Origin of the sequence: Paraclostridium bifermentans (assembly GCF_019916025.1) — a bacterium.
GTDB lineage: Bacteria > Bacillota > Clostridia > Peptostreptococcales > Peptostreptococcaceae > Paraclostridium > Paraclostridium bifermentans.
Genome location: NZ_CP079737.1, coordinates 3187471 through 3212580 on the forward strand (window position 1 = coordinate 3187471; position 25110 = coordinate 3212580).

The 25110-nt window shown below is 28.1% G+C and carries 26 protein-coding genes and 1 riboswitch; of the genes, 3 read left to right on the top strand and 23 right to left on the bottom strand.

Translation table 11 applies throughout. The features are described from left to right. Positions 1–77: 77 nt before the first annotated feature. The 5 genes from KXZ80_RS15435 to yabG form a co-directional block, all read right to left on the bottom strand. Positions 78–761, bottom strand: a complete 684-nt coding sequence (locus tag KXZ80_RS15435; protein WP_021428109.1) for a GntR family transcriptional regulator — start codon at positions 759–761, stop codon at positions 78–80. Continuing rightward, positions 754–1635, bottom strand: a complete 882-nt coding sequence (gene ispE / locus KXZ80_RS15440; protein ID WP_021434247.1) for a 4-(cytidine 5'-diphospho)-2-C-methyl-D-erythritol kinase — start codon at positions 1633–1635, stop codon at positions 754–756. The genes KXZ80_RS15435 and ispE overlap by 8 nt, the downstream gene beginning before the upstream one ends. 114 nt (positions 1636–1749) lie before the next feature. Continuing rightward, positions 1750–3300, bottom strand: coding sequence for a DUF3794 and LysM peptidoglycan-binding domain-containing protein (locus tag KXZ80_RS15445; RefSeq protein WP_021428051.1), 1551 nt, complete (start codon positions 3298–3300; stop codon positions 1750–1752). A gap of 94 nt (positions 3301–3394) precedes the next feature. Beyond that, the gene (locus KXZ80_RS15450) at positions 3395–3661 is read right to left on the bottom strand and encodes a Veg family protein (protein WP_021428036.1); all 267 of its coding nucleotides are present in this window, start codon (positions 3659–3661) and stop codon (positions 3395–3397) included. Positions 3662–3826: 165 nt separating this feature from the next. Further along, positions 3827–4729 carry a sporulation peptidase YabG gene (yabG, locus tag KXZ80_RS15455; RefSeq protein ID WP_021434248.1) on the bottom strand — a complete coding sequence of 301 codons (903 nt, stop codon included), beginning with the start codon at positions 4727–4729 and terminating at the stop codon, positions 3827–3829. Between the two features lie 219 nt (positions 4730–4948). Between yabG and KXZ80_RS15460 the strand changes: the two genes are divergently transcribed. Together KXZ80_RS15460 and KXZ80_RS15465 are read left to right on the top strand one after the other, a co-directional pair. Continuing rightward, positions 4949–6037, top strand: a complete 1089-nt coding sequence (locus KXZ80_RS15460) for a PfkB family carbohydrate kinase (RefSeq protein WP_021434249.1) — start codon at positions 4949–4951, stop codon at positions 6035–6037. A gap of 1 nt (position 6038) precedes the next feature. Next, on the top strand, positions 6039–6956 hold the full coding sequence (locus KXZ80_RS15465; RefSeq protein WP_021434250.1) for a pseudouridine-5'-phosphate glycosidase: 918 nt from the start codon (positions 6039–6041) through the stop codon (positions 6954–6956). Positions 6957–6980: 24 nt separating this feature from the next. On the opposite strand, the gene KXZ80_RS15470 is transcribed toward KXZ80_RS15465, so the two are convergent. The 5 genes from KXZ80_RS15470 to KXZ80_RS15490 are packed head-to-tail and all read right to left on the bottom strand — an operon-like array spanning position 6981 to position 9964. Next, a complete protein-coding gene (locus KXZ80_RS15470; protein ID WP_021428093.1) occupies positions 6981–7142 on the bottom strand; it encodes a hypothetical protein in 162 nt (53 codons plus the stop codon). A 9-nt stretch (positions 7143–7151) separates the two neighbouring features. Further along, entirely contained in the window at positions 7152–7658 is a 507-nt protein-coding gene (locus KXZ80_RS15475) for an SEC-C metal-binding domain-containing protein (RefSeq protein WP_021428058.1), read from the bottom strand. Between the two features lie 55 nt (positions 7659–7713). After that, complete coding sequence (locus tag KXZ80_RS15480; RefSeq protein ID WP_021434251.1) at positions 7714–8418, bottom strand: peptide arginase family protein; 705 nt, start codon at positions 8416–8418, stop codon at positions 7714–7716. Positions 8419–8420: 2 nt separating this feature from the next. After that, positions 8421–9092 carry an RluA family pseudouridine synthase gene (locus KXZ80_RS15485; RefSeq protein WP_021434252.1) on the bottom strand — a complete coding sequence of 224 codons (672 nt, stop codon included), beginning with the start codon at positions 9090–9092 and terminating at the stop codon, positions 8421–8423. Continuing rightward, the gene (locus KXZ80_RS15490; RefSeq protein ID WP_021428001.1) at positions 9092–9964 is read right to left on the bottom strand and encodes a class I SAM-dependent methyltransferase; all 873 of its coding nucleotides are present in this window, start codon (positions 9962–9964) and stop codon (positions 9092–9094) included. The genes KXZ80_RS15485 and KXZ80_RS15490 overlap by 1 nt, the downstream gene beginning before the upstream one ends. Before the next feature lie 166 nt (positions 9965–10130). Between KXZ80_RS15490 and KXZ80_RS15495 the strand changes: the two genes are divergently transcribed. Then, complete coding sequence (locus tag KXZ80_RS15495) at positions 10131–10643, top strand: ferritin (protein WP_021428066.1); 513 nt, start codon at positions 10131–10133, stop codon at positions 10641–10643. 47 nt (positions 10644–10690) lie between these two features. On the opposite strand, the gene KXZ80_RS15500 is transcribed toward KXZ80_RS15495, so the two are convergent. From KXZ80_RS15500 to KXZ80_RS15560, 13 genes are all read right to left on the bottom strand, one after another. Continuing rightward, positions 10691–11317 carry a response regulator transcription factor gene (locus KXZ80_RS15500; RefSeq protein WP_021434253.1) on the bottom strand — a complete coding sequence of 209 codons (627 nt, stop codon included), beginning with the start codon at positions 11315–11317 and terminating at the stop codon, positions 10691–10693. 60 nt (positions 11318–11377) lie between these two features. Continuing rightward, positions 11378–11461: riboswitch (cyclic di-GMP riboswitch) on the bottom strand. A gap of 158 nt (positions 11462–11619) precedes the next feature. After that, on the bottom strand, positions 11620–12225 hold the full coding sequence (locus KXZ80_RS15505; RefSeq protein WP_021434254.1) for a helix-turn-helix transcriptional regulator: 606 nt from the start codon (positions 12223–12225) through the stop codon (positions 11620–11622). Positions 12226–12296: 71 nt separating this feature from the next. After that, positions 12297–12857 (bottom strand): class D sortase, encoded by a 561-nt coding sequence (locus KXZ80_RS15510; protein ID WP_021434255.1) that lies wholly within the window; start codon positions 12855–12857, stop codon positions 12297–12299. 17 nt (positions 12858–12874) lie between these two features. Then, positions 12875–13360: a signal peptidase I gene (locus KXZ80_RS15515; RefSeq protein WP_021434256.1), complete on the bottom strand. Its 486-nt coding sequence runs from the start codon at positions 13358–13360 to the stop codon at positions 12875–12877. Between the two features lie 60 nt (positions 13361–13420). Further along, positions 13421–14719, bottom strand: a complete 1299-nt coding sequence (locus KXZ80_RS15520; RefSeq protein WP_021434257.1) for a hypothetical protein — start codon at positions 14717–14719, stop codon at positions 13421–13423. After that, positions 14712–15452: an LPXTG cell wall anchor domain-containing protein gene (locus tag KXZ80_RS15525; RefSeq protein WP_021434258.1), complete on the bottom strand. Its 741-nt coding sequence runs from the start codon at positions 15450–15452 to the stop codon at positions 14712–14714. Before KXZ80_RS15525 ends, KXZ80_RS15520 begins: the two co-directional genes overlap by 8 nt. 70 nt (positions 15453–15522) lie before the next feature. After that, positions 15523–16059: a camelysin metallo-endopeptidase gene (locus KXZ80_RS15530; protein WP_021434259.1), complete on the bottom strand. Its 537-nt coding sequence runs from the start codon at positions 16057–16059 to the stop codon at positions 15523–15525. Between the two features lie 254 nt (positions 16060–16313). Then, entirely contained in the window at positions 16314–17510 is a 1197-nt protein-coding gene (locus tag KXZ80_RS15535; protein ID WP_021434260.1) for a phospholipase C, read from the bottom strand. Between the two features lie 172 nt (positions 17511–17682). After that, the gene (gene carB / locus KXZ80_RS15540) at positions 17683–20889 is read right to left on the bottom strand and encodes a carbamoyl-phosphate synthase large subunit (protein ID WP_021434261.1); all 3207 of its coding nucleotides are present in this window, start codon (positions 20887–20889) and stop codon (positions 17683–17685) included. A gap of 39 nt (positions 20890–20928) precedes the next feature. Continuing rightward, the gene (gene carA / locus KXZ80_RS15545) at positions 20929–21975 is read right to left on the bottom strand and encodes a glutamine-hydrolyzing carbamoyl-phosphate synthase small subunit (protein ID WP_021434262.1); all 1047 of its coding nucleotides are present in this window, start codon (positions 21973–21975) and stop codon (positions 20929–20931) included. 13 nt (positions 21976–21988) lie between these two features. Then, a complete protein-coding gene (pyrF, locus tag KXZ80_RS15550; RefSeq protein WP_021434263.1) occupies positions 21989–22705 on the bottom strand; it encodes an orotidine-5'-phosphate decarboxylase in 717 nt (238 codons plus the stop codon). Positions 22706–23097: 392 nt separating this feature from the next. Continuing rightward, on the bottom strand, positions 23098–23823 hold the full coding sequence (locus tag KXZ80_RS15555; protein WP_021434264.1) for a LytR/AlgR family response regulator transcription factor: 726 nt from the start codon (positions 23821–23823) through the stop codon (positions 23098–23100). Between the two features lie 12 nt (positions 23824–23835). Next, positions 23836–25086 (bottom strand): sensor histidine kinase, encoded by a 1251-nt coding sequence (locus tag KXZ80_RS15560; protein WP_223132722.1) that lies wholly within the window; start codon positions 25084–25086, stop codon positions 23836–23838. Between the last annotated feature and the right edge of the window lie 24 nt (positions 25087–25110).

Consider the following 25110-nt stretch of genomic DNA (forward strand, 5'->3'; position numbering starts at 1 on the left):
CCTAATGTGAATTTTTTATTCTTAAAGTTTTAAAAAAACATAAAAAAATAGACTGTTAATTTAAACAGTCTATTTTTTTATATATTTTTATTATTCATAGCTCTCTCTATTATAAATTGTTCAGCTTTTTCTATATGCTCTATAGCATATTTTTTAGCATCTTCATTATTACCAGATATTATAGCTTTTAAAATTCTCTCATGTTCTTCTACTAAATTATATGATGTGTCAAAATCAGATATATATGTTGCTCTGAATCTATGAACTTGTTCCCAAAGTGAATTTATTATTTGACTTAACTTTTTATTTTTAGTCGCGTTGAATATACATTCATGAAACTCAACATCTTTTTTTAATAGTACATCAATTTCATCTTTTCTTTCGATGCTACGTTTAAAATCTTCTGCTATATCTTGTAATTTTTTAGCATCTTCTTCATGTATTCTCTCTGCCGCTAAATAAGCAGCTAAACCTTCTAAGCTTGATCTTATCTCTAATACATCTATTATATCCTTTAATGACATATTAGCTACATATGCACCTTTCCTCGGTAACATAACTACAAGCCCTTCTAGTTCTAGTTTTCTAATAGCCTCTCTTATAGGAGTTCTACTTACACCTAATTGCTCAGCTAATTGAACCTCCATAAGTCTTTGTCCTGGTTTTAATTGCCCCTCTAAAATAGCTTCTCTTAAGTTTTCAAAAACTACATCTCTTAACGGTTTATAATTGTCTAAATTTAATTTTGTTAAGCTATCCATAAATTTCAACTCCTTTATTGCTGCTTTTAACTAGATAAACCTGATTGTACTTAGCCTGTAAATCTTCTTTGGCTTTAATTGCACAATCTTTATTGTCAAATAACCCAAAAACTGTAGGGCCACTTCCACTCATCATAGATCCTAATGCTTTATTTTTGATCATTATATCTTCTATTTGTCCTATTTCTGAATATTTCAAAGAAGTAACTTCTTCTAATACATTCACCATATTCTCAGAAATAAATTTAACATCTTCTTTTTGTAAAGCATCTATAAGTTTTTTATTTTGAGGTCTTCTTTTAACTTTGTCCATATTCAAAGATTGGTAAACTTCCTTTGTTGATACAAATATATTAGGTTTACATACCAAAATATTTAAATCTTCAGGTAAACCTTTTATATTAGTTAATTCTTCCCCTATACCTTCTGCTAATGCACTTCCTCCAGTTATACAAAACGGAACATCCGCTCCTAACTTCAACCCAATATCCTTTAATTCATTCTCACTTAACCCCAAGTTCCATAATTTATTTAAACCTACTAAAACTGCAGCTGCATTAGAGCTTCCTCCTGCCATTCCTGCTGCTACAGGTATATTTTTTTCTATAGAAATTTCTATTCCCTTTTCTATATTAAACTGATTTTTTAATAAATTTACAGCTTTATACATAATATTATCCTCATTTAAAGGTATATCTAAACTATTACTTTTTATTAATATTGAGTTTTCTTCTATTTCAGTTATTTTTAACTTATCATATAGATCTATTGTTTGCATTATCATCTCTACAAGGTGATAACCATCTTCTCTTTTTCCAAGCACATCTATTGATAAATTAACCTTAGCTCTGCTCTTTAAATCTATAGAGTTCATGCTTTCCTCCTTATTGTGCTATAACGACCATAAATATTTATAGTATACATTATACTACAAAAAATAAAATAATAGGGAACTATAATTCCCTATTATCTTATTTCGTACATAATTTTATACTTCTACTGGAGTTTTTTTCTCAATTATTAAACATTGACCTACATCTAATTGATCATCTGTTTTTATTTCATTTATCTCAGCTATATCATCTATTGTTGTATTATATTTCTTCGCTATATTCCATAATTTATCGCCTTCTTTAGCAACATATATAGTTATACTAGGTCTTTGAGATAAGTCTATAGGTCCTTGATCTTCACCCTTAACAATGAAGCTATCTTTTTTCTTATCTAAAACTTCGCAGTATCTTCTAACTTTAACGGTTACATCTATCTGATCTCTATTTAAATCAAACTCTACCCTGTCTATATTTACATGATTAAATGCGTTAGCACTGTCTTTTACATTTCCAACTTCAACATCATGAGTAAATGGTATTTCTTCTGTTAGTCTATATACTGGTCTTAAACCTTCTACAGGAGTATATAAAACATCAATTAAAACTACACCTTCTACTATACTCTTTCCACCTTCAAATGATGAGTTTTCAACTATTATATTTGAATCTACACTTACTATATCTTTTATTTGTATATCATCACTATTATTTTTTATAGTATCTCTTATATTGAAAAATTCACTTCCACTACTTACAACTTTATTAAGCTCAACATTTCTGCTTTCAAACTTAAGAGTTCTATCAGGTGAATATGCATCTTGTAATACCTCTCTCGTAACATCTTCTGATACTTTAACTTTAGCTCTTGCTGTACAATCTACTTCTAAAGCACCTGTATTTGTTTCTTCATTTCTCTTAAATATATAGTTTAAGTCAACTATTTCTACCATAGCCTCTTCTTTCATACCTTCACATGCACCTGGAACTTCTATAAATTGAGTAAAATCTAGACCTACTCTATCTAGTTCTACTAGTTCACCTTCATAAGTATAAGCTACTGGATTCAATTCTAAAACTCCACCAACTATAACCTTATTGTCAGATACCCTAGTTTCTTTTAATTTCATTCTAGGCCCTATAGAAACTATATTATCTATATCTTCAGTGCTTATGTTTATAGTATCTCTAACTACACTTTCAGATTTTTCTATTCCAACTATATCTTCAAACTGAACTTCTTTTCTATGTTTTTGAACATTTTCTATTTGAGAAACGTCTTTTACTATATCTATAGTATTTTTTTCAAATAAACTACCTCTTATATTTAAAAGCGCTCCTACTCTTATCTTTCTCTCATTTATAACTGTACAATCTATATGTTCTACATCGTAGAAAAGCATATTTTCCATATCAGCTACTATATTATCTTTTTCTACTACTTCATTTATTTCTATTCTTCCCTCTACATTTGATACAGTGTTTTTATCTTCAGTTAGATAAATCACATTATAATTAAAATTTCCTCTAAATATTATTTTACCATCTAATATCTCTTGTTTCTTTAAAGCTATGTACCCCTCTGTTTTTATTATTTCATATACGTCATCCTTTTTATCTGATACAACAGCTTCTGTTTCTATAAAAGTTTGAAACCTTCCAAAATCAATTCTGTTGTCAACTTGTAAAATATCTTTTATAAGATTCATATGTTACCCTCCTAAATTAAATATAACTATCACACTATATTTATATTTAGAAAGTAAAAAAAAAATTACACCTATTTTTAATAGGTATAATTTTTTAACTTACATTTAATTTATTTGGTTCTTTAATTACTTTCAATTTAACGTTATCAGTTAATAGGTCTGAATAGCTATATGATACTCTAGAATATCCATTATCCTCATCATCTAGCTTAACAACAAATATACTAGGATATACTTTTTCTAGCACGCCTTTTTTAGTAACTATTTGTTTTCTTCCTTTATTAGCTTTTAATAAAATCTTTCTTCCCAGGTGCTTCTCTAAAGTCTGTCTTATTTTATTCAAAGTTTGAACAGTGGCCATTACATCACCTTCTTTAACATTATATGTTTGTCATTTTAATATTACCACAATCAAACTTTTTTGTCAAACCCAAACTAATTATTTTATATATTTTTTGATAAAAAGTCAATACTGTTTTTTTTTCTAAATTTGGATTATAATCTATATATTTTTTTATACACAAAATCAATACCCATTATATATAGCCAACGGCATGGTTAATCTAAATTTCCCTCTGGTTTCTATACCTCCGACACCTTTGATCCCTGTAACTGTATGATTTAATATTTCATCTAAAGGAACAACTTTATCTATTCTAGAACAAGCAATTTTTTCTACGACCAATAAAGGATCTAGCGCATGTATCATTACACGACTTGGAGAACTTGCAAAATTAGCTCCTGATTTTATTATTTCTTCATAATTAGATTGGCATGCTCCGGCAAATATAACTAAGCTATCTAGTGATGGGTCATATTTTCTAGCTTCTTTTACTGTTTTTATAAAATTAGCTGTATTTCTATAATTTTTAATATCTTTAAGGTTTCCTTTACTATTAACTATAGCATCGTGTCCTGTTATAACTAATATGGATGGATTATGTTGTTCTAATAAATTTCTAACTTCTTTATATTGAAGGCTCTCAGGTATAGCTTTACCAACTGCCGGAATTCCCAATTTAGTATAAACATCTAGGCAAATTTTTAAATATTCAGGATCTCCGTCTATATGAAGTACTTTCCCTGGCATTCCATATGAATTTTGAACTTGATTTTGACCTTGCCCTTGAGCTTGCTTATTATTATTTGAGGACTTTTGCATAGCTCTGTTTAGTCTTCTATTTCTCTCTCTAGTTTTTTTTATACTTTTATGCAAAATATTTTCAACATCTTTGTCTATTAATGTATCTTTCATATCGTAAAAGTTTACTTTCTCTAAGTCATCTATTCCTGAATCTGCAATTATTCTAAAGGCAACCCCTTTTAAAATAGCTATCTTTTGATTGTTTTCATCTATTTCAAATCCTATTATTCTAAATATAATATCTTTCTCATAAGACTTTCTTACAACGATGTCTCCTATCTTCATAATATAGTTGTCCTCCTATAAAATTTGTGTTCTTACTTTATAATATGACCGTCGACAAATATTGTTACTATGTACCTTTAATTTGTTTTATATTACTAAGTCTCTTTTAAATAATTTACAATATGTGATATTTATCATTGAAATCAACTTGTTTAAATGATATTATATTCTTAACAAATGCTTATTTATATAAGCAAATATTTAGATATGGTGATACTAATGACTGATAGAGAAAAAGAAATTTTAGATATTTTAAAGAATGATCCTATGGTTTCACAGCAAACATTAGCTGACATGCTCAATATAACAAGATCTTCTGTTGCTGTGCACATAACAAATTTGATGAAGAAAGGCTATATAAAAGGAAAAGGTTATATCATAAGCGCAAGTAAGTTTGTAACAGTTATAGGCGGAGCTAACGTCGATATACAGGGTTCTCCTAGTAACACTCTTACAATGTTTGATTCAAACCCTGGAAAGATTGATATTTCTTTAGGAGGTGTTGCACGAAATATTTGTGAAAATATTTCTAAACTCGGAGTAAATACAAAACTTATCTCTGCTATAGGAAATGACATTTATGGAAGTCGTATATTAACAGAATGTAAAAAACTAAATATAGATGCATCAGATTGTTATATATCTGATTCATTCCCAACATCTATGTATTTATCAATTTTAAACAACGACCAAGATATGCAGCTAGCTATATCTCATATGGATATAATCAATAAAATCGATGTTGACTATATTATTTCAAAACACTCTGCTATAAAAGATTCATTAGCTATTGTTTTAGATACAAATTTATCTTTCGATGTTATTGATTATATAAGCAAGACTTACACAGATATACCTATTTTCATAGACACAGTTTCTACTCAAAAAAGTATGAAGATAAAAGATATTATAGGAAGATTTAATACTATAAAACCTAATAAGCTAGAAGCTGAGATACTATCAGGAATAGAGATAAATAACGAAGAAGATTTATATGAATGTGCCAAATACTTCTTAGAAAAAGGTGTTAAAAATGTTTTTATAACATTAGGTAGAGATGGCGTATTCTGTGCTAATAAAGAAAATCACTTATTACTTTCAGGAGTTAAGGTTGACACAATTAGTGCTACAGGTGCTGGAGATGCATTTTTATCTGCACTTGTGTATGGATACCTTCATAATTTCAATTTAAAAGACACAGCTGAATTTGCAACAGCTGCTTCTATACTTACATTAATGCATAAAAATACTATCAATCCAAGTATGTCTGTTGATAGTATTGAAAAAATTTTAAAGGAGATGATCTAAAATGTTAGAAAAATACTTAAATGTGCATCCAGAGGTTAAAAAAGCTTTAGCAGAAGGTCTTCCAGTAGTAGCATTAGAATCAACTATAATTTCTCATGGTATGCCTTATCCTAAAAATATAGAGATGGCTAAAACAGTTAGTAAAATAATTAGAGAAAATGGAGCTATTCCTGCTACTATAGCTATAATAGATGGGGTTTTAAAAGTTGGTCTTACAACTGAGGAGATTGAATTTTTAGGAACTAGCAAAGATGTAGTTAAAGCTAGTAGAAGAGATTTACCTTTTATTATATCTAAGAAGTTAAATGGAGCTACTACAGTTGCTACTACAATGATATTAGCTAACTTAGCTGGAGTTAAAGTATTTGCTACAGGAGGTATAGGTGGTGTACATAGGGGAGCTCAAGAAACATTTGATATATCTGCTGATTTACAAGAATTAGCAAATACAAATGTTGCAGTAATTTGTGCAGGCGCTAAATCTATACTAGATATAGGTCTTACTTTAGAATATTTAGAAACTAACGGTGTTCCGGTTGTAGGTTTTGAAACTGAAGAATTCCCTGCATTCTACACTAGAAAAAGTGGATTTGGAGTTGATTATAAGGTTGAGTCTTCTTTAGAAGTAGCTTCAGCATTAAAAGCTAAGTGGGATTTAAATCTAAAAGGTGGTATGGTAATAGGTAATCCAATACCTAAAGAGTTTGAAATGGATTATGATACTATAAACAACGCTATTGAATCAGCTTTAAAAGAAGCTGAGGAAAAAAATATAGCTGGTAAGAAGGTAACACCATTCTTATTAGATAGAGTAAAGACTATCACAGATGGAAAGAGCTTAGATGCCAATATAGAACTAGTTTATAATAACGCTAAAGTTGCAGCTCAAATAGCTAAAGACTTATCAGAGTTAAAATAAAAAAAGGAGCTTTAGCTCCTTTTTTTATTCTTCTTTTAAATTAGGGATTACTTTTTTTACTTCTTCCACTTGATGCCACGTCTTATCGATGTCGTTATCCTTAACGTAATCCTTTAAAGAATTTAATGATGTAAATTCTTTTGTAGATAGATTATCATCTTCATCAATGAATTTTAGTAAAAACATCTTATCTCCTTATTTTCCACAACATTTCTTGAATTTTTTACCGCTTCCACATGGACAAGGCTCGTTTCTTCCTATCTTGTCATCTTTAACTACTGTTTTTGTAGCTTTGAAAGCTTTTTGTAATTCTTTTTTCTTATCTTCTGATAATATTCCATTCCATCCTTCTAAGTTATATAACCAGTGAGCTTCTACTGCTACCATATTGTAGTATAACTTTTCCCAGTCTATTTCTAATTTTATTTCTGTATCAGCTTCTATAGTTTCTAATTTTTCTTCTGAAAATTCTTCTTTTAAACTTTCACTTATTCCATCTATGAATCCCATCATGTATTCAACAGATGTATTGTGAGCAGCTGCTAAATCGCTAACTTTTCCTTCTATAACATCTTTCTTATTGTTTAATATTTCATTGTATATTTCTGTTTCTTTCTTTAAGTACTCTTCCCAGAACTTTATTTCTTCTTCTTGGCTATTGTGGTTTTCACTTAATGATCTCCATGTAGTATATAAACTCATTTTAATTTCCTCCTAGTTCATGAATAAATCATGCTTAATTATAAATATCTAACTCTTATATTATATCATAATTGAATAATTCTTTTAATACTTTTATAGCATAGTCCTGTTCTATAAAAAACGGGCTACTTGCAATAGTTATAACCTTAGCTCTATCTATATATTCTTTTATCTTATTTACTCTTAAATCATAGGATATATATTCCATATCTTTAGAAAATATATCTAAATCTATATCTAATACTATTTCACCCTCAACATCTAAGTCAAATCCATAAGTGCTATCTATTATTACAGCTTCTGAAAATATATCGTGATGTAATGCAGGTTTTATAAAGTTCCCTACATTTAAAACATAGTTTGTGTACCTAAATACATCATCTATATCATTTATGTCAACGTTATAATTTTCGGGCTCTCTCATGTCTTTATGTTGGTCTATGTGAACTAGTTTGCATCCTTTATTAAACATCCCTTTTTTTAAACTTTTAATCCAAAAGTAAAAAGAGTGATTATGGTTATCAAAAATATAGATATCTTTATCTTTATAGTTAAACTTAACCATATTCTCTAATCCTATAGCATTCATTTCTTTATCAAAATCAATTTCACTAAATACTATTTTTTCTCCAACCTTTATAGAATCCAAATTTCCTTCTATCAACTTAGGAACAAATATTTTTTTATTTTTTCTTTCATCATAAGAAAATATATTATTTCCAACAGGCTCATCTATATAAAATCCATTGTACTTTTCCATATTTAAACCTCAAATAAATTCCAAGGATATTCATTAGGAGGTTCACAGATAAATTCCATTTTTTCCTTAGTAGTCGGATGGTCTATTTCAATTTTATAAGACCATAATGCTATTTGATCTCCAACTTTATTTATATTTTGACCATATCTTTGGTCTCCAAATAGAGGATGTCTTCTGCTTGAGAATTGAACTCTTATTTGATGAGATCTTCCAGTTTTTAAATCTACTTCAACCATGCTAAATTTATCTTTTTTTCCTAATGTAGTATAGCTTAACTCTGCATTTTTAGCATCTTTATGATCTTTATTAACTACACTGACCATATTAGTCTTTTTATTTTTATAAAGAAAATCTTTTAAAGTATCTGCATCTTTTTTCATACTACCGTTTAATACAGCCCTATATGTCTTTTTAAATGTTTTATTTCTGACTTGTTCCGATAGTCTAGATGCAGCTTTAGATGTCTTTGCAAACACCATTGCTCCACCTACAGGTCTATCTAGTCTGTGTACAAGTCCTATGAACACATTTCCAGGTTTATTGTATTTAGCTTTTACATATTGCTTCAAAAGATTAACCATATCTTTATCATTAGTATCATCACCTTGCGATAATATATTTACAGGCTTTTCTACAACTAATAAATGATTATCTTCATATAATACTTTTACCATTATTTAGACTCCCATCTTCCAAATATACCACAAGGAAGAACTTTACCATCTTTTGATGTAGGTAACCCTATTTCTCCACCATATATATTTCCACCTTTAGCATGCTTAGCAACTGTTGCATCTAATATATGCTCAAGTATAATTGGTGATAATCCTGTTGTGTATGAGTTTATTAAGAAGAATAAAGGCTTATCTGATAAAACTTTTGTACATAATTCAACTAGTCCATATAATTTTTCTTCTATTTGCCATACTTCACCTTTAGGTCCTCTTCCATATGAAGGTGGATCCATTATTATAGCATCGTATTTATTTCCTCTTCTAATTTCTCTTTCTACAAACTTAACAACATCATCTACTATAAATCTTACTTTTCTATCTCCTAATCCAGAAGTTTGTAAATTTTCCTTTGCCCAAGTTACCATACCTTTAGATGCATCTACATGACATACTTCCGCTCCAGCAGCTGCACAAGCAACAGTTGCTCCACCTGTATATGCAAATAAGTTTAAAACTTTTATAGGTCTGCCAGCATTTTTTATCATGTCCATTGACCAATCCCAGTTAGCAGCTTGCTCTGGGAATAATCCTGTATGCTTAAATCCAGTTGGACTTATATTGAATTTAAGGTTTTTATAACTTATTGTCCACTTTTCTGGATATTTCTTTTTATGTTCCCATTGACCTCCACCTCTACTACTTCTGTGATAATGTCCATGTGGGTTTTTCCATAATCCTTTTTCTTCAGCAATCGGCCACATAACTTGAGGATCTGGTCTTCTTAAAACAACATTTCCCCAACGCTCTAATTTTTCTCCGTTACCCATATCTATAAGTTCATAATCTTTCCATTTATCAGCTAATAATAACATTGATTTCCTCCTAAAAAATTAATCTCAATTTATGTATTATATCATATTATTCCTTGATATTTTGAGTATTTTAAAGAGTTTATATACTTATTCTTAAAATTTGGTAATACTATTGTATAATAGTATTGTATTAAAATTTTAAATGTTTACTTAGGAGGGGTTTTTTATGGCAAGTCAAAAAATATTAGATGCATTAAACAATCAGCTTCAAATGGAGTTCTTCTCTGAATATTTCTATATGTCTATGGAGGCATACTTCATGGATAACAATTTAGATGGTTTTGCAAACTTCTTTAATGTACAAGCTAAAGAAGAAAGAGATCATGCTTATAAGTTATTTAATTACATAAGTAGAGCTGGTGGAAAAATAGTTTTACAAGCTATTGAACAACCTAAGAGTGACTTTGAAAGTCCTTTAGAAGTTTTTGAATTAGCTTTAAACCACGAAAAACTTATAACTAATTCAATTCATGAGTTAACTGATTTAGCAATATCTGAAAAAGATCATACAACATCTTCTTTCTTAAGATGGTTTATAGATGAGCAATCTGAAGAAGAAGAAAGCATGGAAAAAATAGTTAGAAAGTTAAGATTACTAAAAAATGATCCTGCTGGTCTTTTAATGATTGACCAAGAGTTAGCTCAAAGAACTTACGTACCAATAGCTCCAAATGCTTAAAATAAAAAAAGCTGTTTAATAAATTTATTAAACAGCTTTTTTATTATTTACATAATGCTTAGAGTTTCTTTTTTAGAATTGTATCTTTTATATATGATTAAATCCCTTCTATTTCTCATATCTAATTTAGAAAGAATATTAGTTACATGTTTTTTTATAGTATGTTCACTTACGTATAATTCCTTTGCAATCTCTTTGTTTGTTAATCCAATAGATACTTTATCTAAAACCTGATTTTCTCTATCAGTTAAGACATTGCTATCTTCAAAATTATTGCCTGTTCTCTCATTTATCATTTCTTCTAATAAATCCACATCATAATATTTTTTACCTTTTATAACTGTATTTAATATATGCATTAATTCATCTTTTTCTGGTATATCTACTATATAACTATTGATTCCATTTTTAAAACATTCTATAAAAATTTCTTTATTTTTATCTTTATTAAAAACCATTATTTTTGAATTGCCGAAAACCTCTTTTATATCACTTATAGAATCTTTACTTTGTTCTATATCAACAAATACAAAATTAATATTTATTAAATTATAATCTTCAGCCTCTTTCAAATCTTTTATACACCTGACTTTATAGTCTTTAAATCTGTTACTAAAAAATAGAGATAACGCCTCTCTAATTATAAAAGATTTAGATATTATTAACACTTCCACATACCACCCCTATATAAAAATTTTTATAAAGATACATAATTGCATAATATACAATTATGCAAAATTGGAAGCCGGTTGCACTACTCACTCCATATATTCCAAGTGCCCAGATACAGAATATACTTCTACGTTTCTTTCATAATGTAATAAAATTGTTACACCTTTAGACTATATAATATCATATACTTTAGTGTAAATTAATAGATTTCGCCCTACATTTTTTCTGAAAATTCTATATATTTTTACATCATAACTATTTTTTCTACAAAATAAAACAAATTGAAACATCCTAAATATTTTAATTAATACAAATCATTATTTAAAATAATTTCTTTTCTACTTTTGTAATTCAATTTACTCATAACGTGACTTAAATGTTTTTTTACCGTGAATTCGGTTATATTTAACTTTTTAGATATCTCTCTATTAGATAATCCTTTGCTAGCCTCTATCATTACCTCTTTTTCTCTATCAGTAATAATGTATTTAGAATCTTTACTTTTCATTTTTCCTATAAGTTTATGTACTACTTGAGAGTCATAAAATTTACTTCCATTTAATATTTTGTTTATTATATACTTAAATTCGTATTCATCTTCAAAATCACATACATAACCATCTATATTATAATCTAAGCATACTTTAAGAACACCTTCACTTTTAAATCGATCTAATACCATTAAATAATTATTATATTCTTTTAGTTTAACTATTCTCTTTAAATTATCAAGCTTTGTATCGTAATTATGATATATAGCTAAATCATAATTTTTATAATTATTTATTTCTATATAACTATCGATATCAAATATATCTACATCTATATTTTTATTTTTATATATTTTCATTATTAAGTTATTTATTGTTTCTTTTATAATAAAAGAATTAGATAAAACTAATATATTCATCTTTGCCTCCTACAACTTGTAATACACTTTTTAGTAATAATTATAGTTAAGTATATTACACTTTTTGCACACTACTTTGTATACTCGCCTTTAACTATTAGTCTATGACTTCCTATATATTTAGGCGTACATGTTACTAAAGTTATTTCTTTTTTATCCTTATCACTTGAGTCTACCACTTCTACTTTATCTGGTGTAACAACTTCTATATTATTAACTTTATACTTAAATTCTTCGTTTCCAGATAAAACATTTATCTCATCTCCTACTTGTAGTTCATCTAAGTTTGAAAAAAACTTATTACTTGTATATGCCCTATGACCTGCTACTGCAAAATTTCCATATTCTCCTGGCATAGATGTATTTTCAAAGTGACCTACTGCATCTTTTAATATCTCGTTGTCTATACCTCTTTTTATAGCTACTTCTAAATCTATTTTAGGTATATTTAAAACTCCTATCACATCTCCTAAATTATATTCATCATTTTTAATATCACTAGTGATTATAGTTTCTTTATAATCTTCTACCATCTTATTATTTATTTTAGACGTTGTGTAATTTAAATATAAAACTCCACATATTACACATGCACCAAAAGCTATAAGTAACTTTCCAAAAGTACGTTTCATATTATCACACCCTCTTCTTAGTCTTTATAATAAAAGAATATAAATACTGCTAAAAAAATAATTTCAATAGCTATTGCCTTTGGATTAGATAGTAAGTTCATTACATATCCTACCTTAGGAATACTAAATTTAACTTCTCCTATTATGTTTTCTTCTTTTAAAATATCTGCATCATTTACATTATTATTATCACCTTTTGTTATATATCCTTCATCTGTTTCTTCTATTACTCTATGAGTTATTATTACTCCTTCATTATCTTTGTATGTCACGATATCATTTACTTTTATATCAGATTTGTCCTTATGTTGAGTTATAACCATATCTCCTGGATAAAATTTAGGCTCCATACTTCCCGATAATACAGTATAAGTTCTAAATCCTATTATTTTAAATAACTTATCTGACTTTGTAGACATTAAATTCAATATTAAAATACCAAATATACATAAAACTATAAAATTCAATATATTATAATTTTTTGATTTTTTTTCTTTTACCATGTTAATTTCCCCCTATAAACTAAAAGATGCTGTTTATATTTAAACAGCATCTTTTAATTGTTATTGTGTTTCTATTTCTTCAGTTTGTTGTTGTGCTGTTTCTGATTTATTAGGAATCGATTCATCCATAGATATACCAACTTCTTCAAGTTGACTAGGATTTTCTACATCTTCTTTTGGACATTTTACTATATCTATATTGCTATTATTTTCTTCTTTTTGAGACTCTTCCATATTTTGTTCAATAGGAGCTTCTACATCTTCATTTGTAGTTTCTTCATCTTCATTATTATCTATAGATTTTGATCTTGAACTAATAACGTGATAATATGCTTCAAGTTTTTTATCTTCATTAATCCTAAACTTTATATTCCATACTTCTGTTATTTCTATTTCTTGACTATCTTTTTTCTCTTTAAACTTAATTTCTATATTAAATTGATTTTCTTCACTAAATTTATCACCTATTTTATCTTTATTAAAATCTTTATCATTTCTCTTTTCTATAACAAAATGATGAAGACTTTTCTCATCTAACTTTATATCGCTGAATTCTCCACTTCCTCCTTCAAGTATTTTTATACTATCTATCTCCTTTGGTTTATATTTATCTGGTATATAAATCTTTATTTCTTCTCTACCATCTTGGAAATGGACCTTTAAGTTAGATTTTAATAAGTCATTTTTTGATTCTTCTATTTTAACTAAGTTTGCCTGGTTTGCCATATCTGTAAATCCAGCTTCTTCAGAAGTTATTTGCCCATTATTATAATTAATTTGACTTGCAAATACATCTACATTAAAGCCTATATTCTTTTGGGATATTTCATTTATTATGCTTTCATCGCCTGTATTTAAACTTATTATAGATTTACATTTCAATGTCTCTCCAGGCTTTAATTTAACCCTTGTTCCATTCTCGTACTTTAAATCTATAAATTTATCTTCAGCTAAATTAATATCTACGTTAGTTAATATTTTATTATTATCTTCATCCACAATGTTTAGACTATAACTTATATATTTAAAGTACATAGGGTTTAAATCATTTAATTCATTTAAATTAATTTTCAATCTCAATTTTTCATTCAAATTACCATCATTTTTAATTGTAAAGTCTTTAACTTCTTTAAAATTTTTATCTTCCTTTAAAGTTTCACTATTAAATCCCTCACTAATGGCTACATTTAAATCTCCCATAGTTATAGATAAATGATTTTGTATATTTTCTTTATCATCAAACCATGCATATGCAGATATAGTGTTGCAAACACCTATAATTAATGTAAGAGCTAAACTACTCATGACAGTTTTGATAGTTTGATTTTTTGTTTTTTTAAGTCGTTTTAATCTACTCATGATGTTTACCTCCTTTTTCTTTAGACGAGTTTTTATTCAACATAAAACCTGCTCCTATTGTTGCTAACCCAAACATAATTAAACTTGTCGAATTTATTATCCCGCCTGTTTGTGGCAATTTGTTTGATCCACTACCAACTTCCATATCTGGATTTAAAGATGTATTTGGATTTTTATTAGGTTGTTCAGTTGGCGGGTTTGGCTTAATTAATTTATTATCATCTACTTTATATGCGATCCCTATATTAAATATATTTTCAAGCGATTGCGCATTATTATCCATTTCAACATCTTTTTTCATATTCATATTCAATAATAACTTTTCATTAGATTTTATATTCAACTCTTGATATAAAACTATTCCATTTTCAGATAATAACTTATCTAATTTACCTTCAAATAAAGTATCACCTTGATAACTTAAGTTTATCGTTGTATTTCTAGCTAATTCATTAAATTCTAAACTATTAATGTTTATCTCTTTTTTAGTTATATAATTAGTAGATGAATCTAAACTTAGATACATTTTGTCTATTATTATATTTTCATTTTTATTATTTTTTACATAGAATTCTTTTGACTCTACTTTTCCTGGTTGCCACAATCCTTGACTTTCGTTAAATATTGGTTCTATAACTATACTTCTATCTTCATATGCATATATACCTGTCGTTGAAAGCAAAAAAATAGATATTGCACTCAACATTTTTACAATATATTTTTTCAACCTCATTCCCACACCTCATATTCTAAATAAAAAGCATTCTTATTAAAAGAATGCTTTTTATTTATATACTATAAACTTATCTATGATCAGTTTGCTCTGTCGTTATTGAATAGTTCCCTAACATATTTCCTAAGTTAAATTTATCTTCTTGGAATCCATTATCAACTTCGTTCTCACTTCCATTTCCAACACCTATTGTTGCCTTGAATTCAACAATTACAGAATCTCCATTTCCTTTTAATTTTTCTACTTCTTCTTTAAAGTTCCCATCATTAATATTTATAAATCCATTATCAATTGCACTTTTTTCTTTATCTGAAAGTTCTGATTCCTCTTTTGTTACAACTACCTGATTGTTTATATTTGAATTATTTGCTACTTCAACTTTTCTTGAAATAACATCTCCTGGTACTAACTTAGTGAAATCTTCTGTTTCCTTTCCATTTCTATACCATCCCATGTCAGTAACATCTACATCTAGAGTACCAGTAGTAATATTCAACTTATTATCTACTACTTCCTTATCTGTAAACCATGCTTTTGTTCCTGCAAAAGTTCCCCCAACTAATAATGTAGCCGCTAAAGCATATGCTATCGTTTTATTTTTTTTCATCCGAAAATTTCCCCCTATAAAGAATTTTTAATTATTACATAATTTATTTTATACTCAATTTCAAGTAAAATATATTGACCTCTATTCCCATTTTTAACTATACTTTTCTACATATATACTTACCTTTATTTCTACCTCTCTCTTTTCTCCATTGGTATACTACACCTTATACTACTTAAGTTTAATTTGTATGAATTTCTATTATTAAACAATAAAAAAAGCTGTTTAATAAATTTATTAAACAGCTTTTTTTATTATTTATTTATGTAATAAGTTTCGTTACCTGTAAAAACTTTATTTACATCTTGTTGTTGTATTACTTTTCCATTTGCTATTAATTTGAAGTTGCTTAACTCCCAATCATCACTTATAGATGTTAATCTTTCTTTTCTTATCCAATAATTAGATATATTATTTATATCTACTTCTTCTCCATCTTTTGTTTTTAATATATAGTTATCTACTTGATTTCTTTCAAAGTCATTTCCTGCATTATCTAATTTCCATTCAAATTTCTTACCTTCATTTGTTTCAAATCCGAAATATACATTATCATCAGTTCCTGCATATTTATTGTCTGCAGTCTTTAATACTATATTGAATTCATTAGTTAATGAATCATTATCTCCTGTATTTCCATTAGAAACTTCATTCATGAATCTATATAAAAATCCAGCAGTACATACTTGAGAATTTTTTATAGCTTCTCTTCCAGAATAATCCCAATCATCCCAACTATGACTCATAGTTGAATGACTATAATATAAATCTTTAGCTATCTTAGCATATTTTATAGAGTTTTGTGTCATCCATTTATTAAAACTTGGATTTTCCATAGCTTCTTTATATACTCCTGATGTAGTATCATTTCCTGAAGTATTTAAAGCATAGTTATCTTTTCTTTCTTCTACAAAAGTTTCATATTTAACATGTCCAGGACTATCCACTGCAGTTACATTTGAAGCATGATATGGAGTATTTAAATCCCCTAGATAATGTAATCCTTGGCCTAAAAGGAATGTAGCTTCTTTAAAATTTCCCTTTTCCCATTCATTTTTAGCTAATGTAGCAAACTTTCTTACTTGAGTTTCTGCTGTATCATATATAGGATATGATGCATACCAACTATTATCAATAGTAAAATTGTTTCCAGTGTCAGGATCATAGAAATGATCTTGATATAGATCATATGCGTTAGGATCGTAATCTGGATATGTAGACCCTAACTTTAAATCCCCTAAGTATTCATTTAAAATTTTAATATTATCCTTAACTTGCTGAGATTCATTTCCACTTAAATCATTGTTTAGCATACTTAACCCATGTTCTGCTATTAATGAATGTGTCCCTGTTCCATCTTTTTTACCATCCCATGCATAAGAAGTACCCCCCATAAGAGTACATAAACCTAATACGCACAGTATATTAGATACTTTTTTTAAAGCTTTCATATAGTGCCCTCCCTAATATCCTCTAATCTTGCATTGCTTTCATGTCAAATATTATCATTTTTTATTTTTTTAACAATATTTTTGGACTAAAATATCGATATAAGGGAGTAAAATTAGAATTTTAAAAAAATATGGAGTTGTTTTAATTATCTAAAAACAACTCCATAATCTCTTAATCTGCTATATTGTAAACTGCTAAACCATCTCTATTTATTTCTTTTTTCTTAACTTCTACTAAAGCTTTTAATGTATCTAACGAAGTCATTACTTCTGTTGAAAACTCCGTAGCTGTTCTTCTTATCTTGAACCCATCTCTAGTTGAATCATTTCCTTTAGTAGGTGTATTTATTACTATATCTACTTGCTTGTTTCTTATAACATCTAATATGTTAGGTCTAGCTTCTTCTACTCTATTTACTATTGTAGCTTCTATTCCATTTTCTCTTAAAGATTCAGCCGTTCCTTCTGTTGCTACAAATGTATATCCTAAGTCATTCATGTCTTTAGCTATTTCTATAAACTCATCTTTATCATAGTTATTTATAGTTGCTAAAACAACACCTCTTTTATTAGACATCTTTTTACCAGCACCTAAGAATCCTTTGTATAAAGCTTCTTCTAAAGTTTCTCCTACTCCTAAAACTTCTCCTGTAGATTTCATTTCAGGCCCTAAGCTTACATCTACCTTAGCAAGCTTTGACATTGAGAATACTGGAACTTTTACAGATATTAACTTAGGTTCTTTATAAACTCCTGTTCCATATCCTAAATCTTTTAACTTATATCCTAGCATGCATTTCGTAGCTAAATCTACTATAGGCACCTTACTAACCTTACTTATATATGGAACTGTTCTACTTGCTCTTGGGTTAACCTCTATTATATATAGTTCTCCATGGAACTCTATAAACTGTATATTAACCATTCCTAATACGTTTAACTCTAATGCAATTTTTTTAGTGTAATCTAATATTTTTGCTTTTATTTCATCACTTATATTTTGACTAGGATACATTGTTATACTATCTCCAGAGTGAACCCCAGCTCTTTCTAAATGTTCCATTATCCCTGGTATTAATATATCTTCTCCATCACATATAGCGTCTACTTCTATTTCTCTACCAGTTAAGTATTTATCTATAAGTACAGGATTTTTAGTATCTCTTAAAAATGCATCTTTTAAATATTGAGCTAACTTATTTTCATCATAAGTTATTTCCATTCCTTGACCACCTAGAACATATGAAGGTCTAACAAGTACTGGATATCCTAACTTTTTAGCTTCTTCGATACCTTCGTTTACTGACCATATAGCTTTACCTTTCGGTCTATTTATATCTAGTTTTTCTAATAACTCATCAAACTTCTCTCTATCTTCAGCTGCATCTATATCCTTGCAACTAGTTCCTAATATCTTTATTTCCTTTTCATCTAGGAATTTAGCTAATTTTATAGCTGTCTGTCCTCCAAATTGAAGTATCACTCCATCTGGATTTTCTTTTTCTATTATATTTAAAACTTCTTCTTCTGTTAGTGGTTCAAAGTATAATTTATCAGAAGTATCGAAGTCTGTACTTACTGTTTCTGGATTGTTGTTTACTATTATAGTTTCTATTCCTTGTGCTCTTAGAGATTTTACACAGTGAACTGAGCAATAATCAAATTCTATACCTTGACCTATTCTTATTGGTCCAGATCCTAAAACTATTACTTTTTTCTTATCACTTACTACTACCTCATCGTATTGTTCATAAGTTGAGTAGTAATATGGAGATAAAGCATCGAATTCTCCTCCGCAAGTATCAACCATTTTATATGATGGATTTATATTATATAAGCTTCTTAATTCATAAACTTTAGCTGGACTTATTTTCATTAAATCAGCTATCCCTTTATCTGAGAATCCTTTTTTCTTTAACTCTAGTAAATATTCTTTATTTAAATCTTCAATATGCATTCCTCTTAACTTTTCTTCTTGCTCTACTATCCACTTAAATTTATTTATAAACCACTTGTCAACTCCAGTGATTTGTTCTATCATCTCTAGCTTATAGCCTCTTCTTATCATTTCAGCTAAGTCAAATAGTCTTTCATCATCAGGAACTACTACTCTTGCTTTTAGTTCTTCTATGCTTCTATCTTCAGATGCCTTATGAACTAATGAATATTTTCCTATTTCAAGAGATCTTATTCCTTTAAGTATAGCTGCTTCAAAGTTACTTCCTATACTCATTATTTCTCCTGTAGCCATCATCTTTGTTCCTAGCTTTCTATTAGCTTGCTTGAATTTATCAAATGGCCATTTAGGTATTTTTACAACTACATAATCTAATGTAGGTTCAAAACATGCATAAGTCTTTTTAGTAACAGCATTTTGTATTTCATCTAATGTATATCCTAATGCAATTTTAGCTGCAACCTTAGCTATTGGATATCCTGTAGCCTTTGATGCAAGTGCAGAAGATCTACTTACTCTTGGGTTTATTTCTATTATTGCATACTCTAAACTATGAGGATTTAAAGCTATTTGAACATTACATCCACCTTGAACTTCTATAGCATTTATTATATCTATTGATGCTTTTCTAAGCATTTGATATTCTTTATCACTTAAAGTTTGACTCGGGGCTACTACTATACTGTCTCCTGTATGAACTCCAACTGGATCTATATTTTCCATATTACATACTGTTATACAGTTACCATTAGAGTCTCTCATTACTTCATACTCTATTTCTTTCCAACCTTTTATACTTTTTTCAATTAGTACTTGGCTTACTGGGCTTAACTGTAATCCTTGAGAAAGTATTTCTGTTAGCTCTTCCTCGTTATCAGCTATACCTCCTCCAGTTCCTGCTAGAGTGTATGCAGGTCTAACTACTACTGGATATCCTATTTTCTCTGCAAATGCTAATCCATCTTCTAAGTTAGTTACTATATCACTAATAACTACTGGTTGGTTTATTTCTTTCATTACTTCTCTAAATAAATCTCTGTCTTCACCTTTTTTTATAGAATCTATAGAAGTTCCTAAAACTCTTACATTATATTTATCAAGTATTCCTGCATCATGAAGTTCAACAGCTAAGTTAAGTCCTGTTTGACCTCCCATTCCTGCTAATATACTATCTGGTCTTTCTTTTTCTATTATTTTTTCTATAAATTCTATTGTTAATGGTTCTATATATATCTTATCCGCTACTTCTGCATCAGTCATTATTGTAGCTGGGTTACTATTTATTAAAACAACTTCTATTCCCTCTTCTTTTAACGCTTGGCAAGCTTGTGTTCCTGAATAGTCAAACTCAGCTGCTTGTCCTATTATTATCGGTCCTGAACCTAGTACTAATGTCTTTTTTATATTATCTATTTTAGGCATAATTTATTTCTCCTTATCTAAGTTAATTTAAACAATCGCTTATATTAGTGCTAAAAACTTATCAAATATATAATCATTGTCTTTTGGCCCTGGACAAGCCTCTGGATGGTACTGAACACTGTATATTGGTAACTCTTTATGTCTCATACCTTCAACAGTATTATCATTTAAATTTATATGTGTTACTTCCATGTTTTCTGGCATTCTAGATACATAATATCCATGATTTTGAGATGTTATATATACCTTCTGGTCTTCTAAATCTTTTACTGGATGGTTTCCACCTCTATGTCCAAACTTAAGTTTTCCTGTTTGACCTCCAAGTGTTAAAGCTAGTAATTGATGTCCTAAACATATACCTGCTATAGGTTTTTTACCTATCAATTGCTTTATATTTTTTATAACATCTTCTAAATCTTCTGGATCTCCAGGTCCGTTAGATAAGAATATTAAATCAGGATTTTCCTTAAGTATTTCATCAGCACTTGTTGTTGCTGGGAATACAACTAAATCACATCCTCTTGCTTTAAATGATCTTAATATATTTTGTTTAACCCCAAAGTCCATAACTGCTACTTTAGGTCCATTTCCTTTTATATATTCTTTCTCTTTTCTAGTAACTGTTTTAACAGCTTCTGTATTTGAGAATTTCCCTATTTTAGAAACAACATCTTCTAATGTAAAGTTTTCTAAAGTTATTATTCCTCTCATAGTTCCATTATTTCTTAAAATCTTAGTTAATGCTCTTGTATCTATTCCTTCAAGCCCTATAATTTTATTTTGTTTTAAATAAGTGTCTATATCCATTTCACATCTAAAGTTATTTGGGTTATCTGACTTTTCTCTTACTATAAACCCTTTCACATGAACTCCTGATGATTCTACATCCTCTAAATTTATTCCATAGTTTCCTATTAGCGGGTAAGTCATTGTTACGATTTGACCATAGTATGATGGGTCTGTTAAAACTTCTCCATATCCTGTCATTGAAGTATTAAAAACTACCTCTCCTACACTATCCTTTAAATATCCAAAAGCTTTACCTTCAAATATAGTTCCATCTTCTAATATTAATCTAGCTTTCATAACTTACCTCCCTTTAAGCATTTTCTATTTCATTTATTATTTTTTCAGCAGCTTCACTTGGATTTTCTGCCTTAGTTATAGGTCTTCCAACAACTAAGTAGTGAGCTCCTTTATTTATAGCATCTTTTGGTGTAACAACTCTTTTTTGATCTCCAGCATCAACTGTCTTAGGTCTTATTCCTGGACATACTGTAACAAACTCACTTCCACAAGCCTCTACTATTCTATCAACCTCTTGAGCCGAACAAACTATTCCATCTATGCCAGCTTCTTTAGCTAACTTAGCTCTTTTTATTGCTAATTCTTGAGTTGTCATATTGCATCCTATATCTTGTAAATCTCTATCGCTTAAAGAAGTTAATACTGTAACTCCTACTATTATTGGTTTTTCTATTCCTAATTTTTCAGCTTCTTCTTTTGCAGCTAATGCACACTGTCTCATACCTTCCATATCCGAAACATGGATTGTCATTAACCATACGTTATCTCTTACTGCTGCTCTTACTGCACTTTGCATTGTATTTGGGATATCATGAAACTTTAAATCTAAAAATATCTTCTTCCCTTTTTCTTTTAAATAATCTACAGTTTTCCCTCTTGTTGCTACATATTGTTCTAACCCAACCTTAAATATATCAACACTATCCTCTAGCTTATCTATTAATTCCTTAGCTTTATCAAAGTCGTTAGTATCTATAGCTACAATCAGCTTATCTTTTCCATTTATCATTTTACTCTCTCCTTTTTATATAAAGCCCCTAATATCAGAAAAATCCTTACACCTCTAGAGGTGTAAGGATTTAATATTTCATAACGATTTTTTGTTATGACGATATCTTTCCCAGCCTCTCTGGACTAGTTTAAAAGACTTTATTATTTAATTTTTATATTAAAAAAACCTCTAACTAATCCAGTTAGAGGTTATATGTACACAAATTAAACATATCTTCATATATAACCTTACTAGCCTCTCTGGACTACTTTCAAGGAAGTTTTATTTTCATTTTTTATTAAAACTCTGGCTTAATATCCTCTCGGGATAATTTAAAGCTTTCTCTTTTTTATAATTATTACACTTATTTATAGTCATGTCAACTATTTTTAAAACCTTTATACAATAAGCTAAACCAAAATACTATCTATAGTTTTCTTTAAAAGTAATAAAGACACATAGCATTTATTGCCACCCTCCATAGTAATTATCCTCTGCTTTTTATCTATACTTTTAACTTTTAATTTATTTATTATATAAGATTTATGACATCTGATAAATCTATTATCCAACTGAGATTCTAACTCCTTTAAAGTCCCACTAAACTCTATATAACTATTCTCTGTTCTAAGTGCTATAAATCTTTTTTTACACGTTTCAAAATACAAAATATCATCATACTTAACTTTTTCTATTTTATCAACTTTGTCAATAAAAAAACAATCCTCTTCTAATTCACTCTTTATCTTTTCATTAGCAACAAATATACATTCTTTGACTCTTTTACTTACTTCTTCAAAATTTTCTTTAACTATATAATCTATAGCCCCTATATGATATTTAAAAGTAAGATGACTCATATCTTTATGTGATGTAATTATAACTATAATCGCTTTTGTATCTATTTCATTTATTTGTTTTGCTAGTTGAATTCCATTTACATCTCCACCTATATTGATATCTAAGAAATATACCCCTCTATCCTTAAACTCTGATATATAACTTAAAATTTCTTGTGCTGAATCAGTAGATAATGTTATTTCTCCACCTATATCTTCAATTTCTAAAATAGATAATATAGACTCTTCTAGCTTACGCCTTTGCTCTTTATCATCCTCACATATAAATATCCTCATCCTAACTCCTCCTTATTTATATATATCTAACTGTTGAATAAACTCATCTTCAATTTTTATATTAAAAAATGCATTTTCATAATTTTTCAATATATCTTTTAGATTACTTAATCCCATTCCTCTTTCTTCTCCCTTTGATGAAAATCCTTTTTCAAATAATAACGATACATCTTCAACTTTTTGTTTATACGTATTTGAAATAATTATAGATGTAAGATTTGTTTTTTCTAAAATTAAAATATTTAAAGACGGGTCTTGAGACTCCAAGCAAGCCTCTATACTATTATCTAAAAGAATTCCTAATATCCTACATAAATCCAATATATTAAAATTTACTTCTGATATAATATTTGGAATATGTAAGTTTGTTTTTATTTTGTTTTTTTCAGCATGTATTAACTTAGAAGCTACTACCCCTTTAACCTCTATACACTGTATATTACCTATTGATGACCATGTTAAATTGAATAAATCTAACTCCTTACTCAAACATTCAATATGTGAATAAAAAAATTTCTTTAATCCATCTAAATCATTGGATTCTATATGCCCACACATAGATAGCATTATATTTTTATAATCATGCCTAAATTTTTTCATTTCATTAGTCGCATATTCTAATTTTTTGTTATATTCATTTATTTCTTTAATTCTTTTTTGATTATTTATTAACATAATAAGAAATATAGTACATAAAAAAGTTATAAAATATATAAATGGAAGTACTCCATTTCTATCCATTTCTAATCCCAGTGCACAAACTACATTTGTTTGGCTATTTGTTTCAAAGTATATACAAATAGATAATATACTCGTTAATATAATTAATACTTGAAGTTTAAATCTATCTAATATAGTAAATTCTTCTAAATTATTTATAAATGTATTATTTAAAAATCTAGAAACCATTACAATTATTATATATGTAATAATATAATAACAAATTAAATAAATATAGTTTCCTAATTTATATATATTTACCCCAGTTAAAAATGCAATCATATTATAACAAAATATATTAACCGTTATGTATAGAACCGTGGATATAAGAGGTATCGCTATAGTTAACAATGTTTTTTTCGTTATTTTATAAACTACAATAGCATTTATAATATTTAATCCATATAATGGTGAAATTTTTAAATATCTAGCTGTGATAGACAATCCTATATATAAAATAATAAAATAAACAGTTAATTTTATTTTATTTCTCTTAAAATCGTAAAGATTTGTGAAACTTAAATAGACCCCTATACTTGTCAAAAGCATATAAAAATGAAACATATC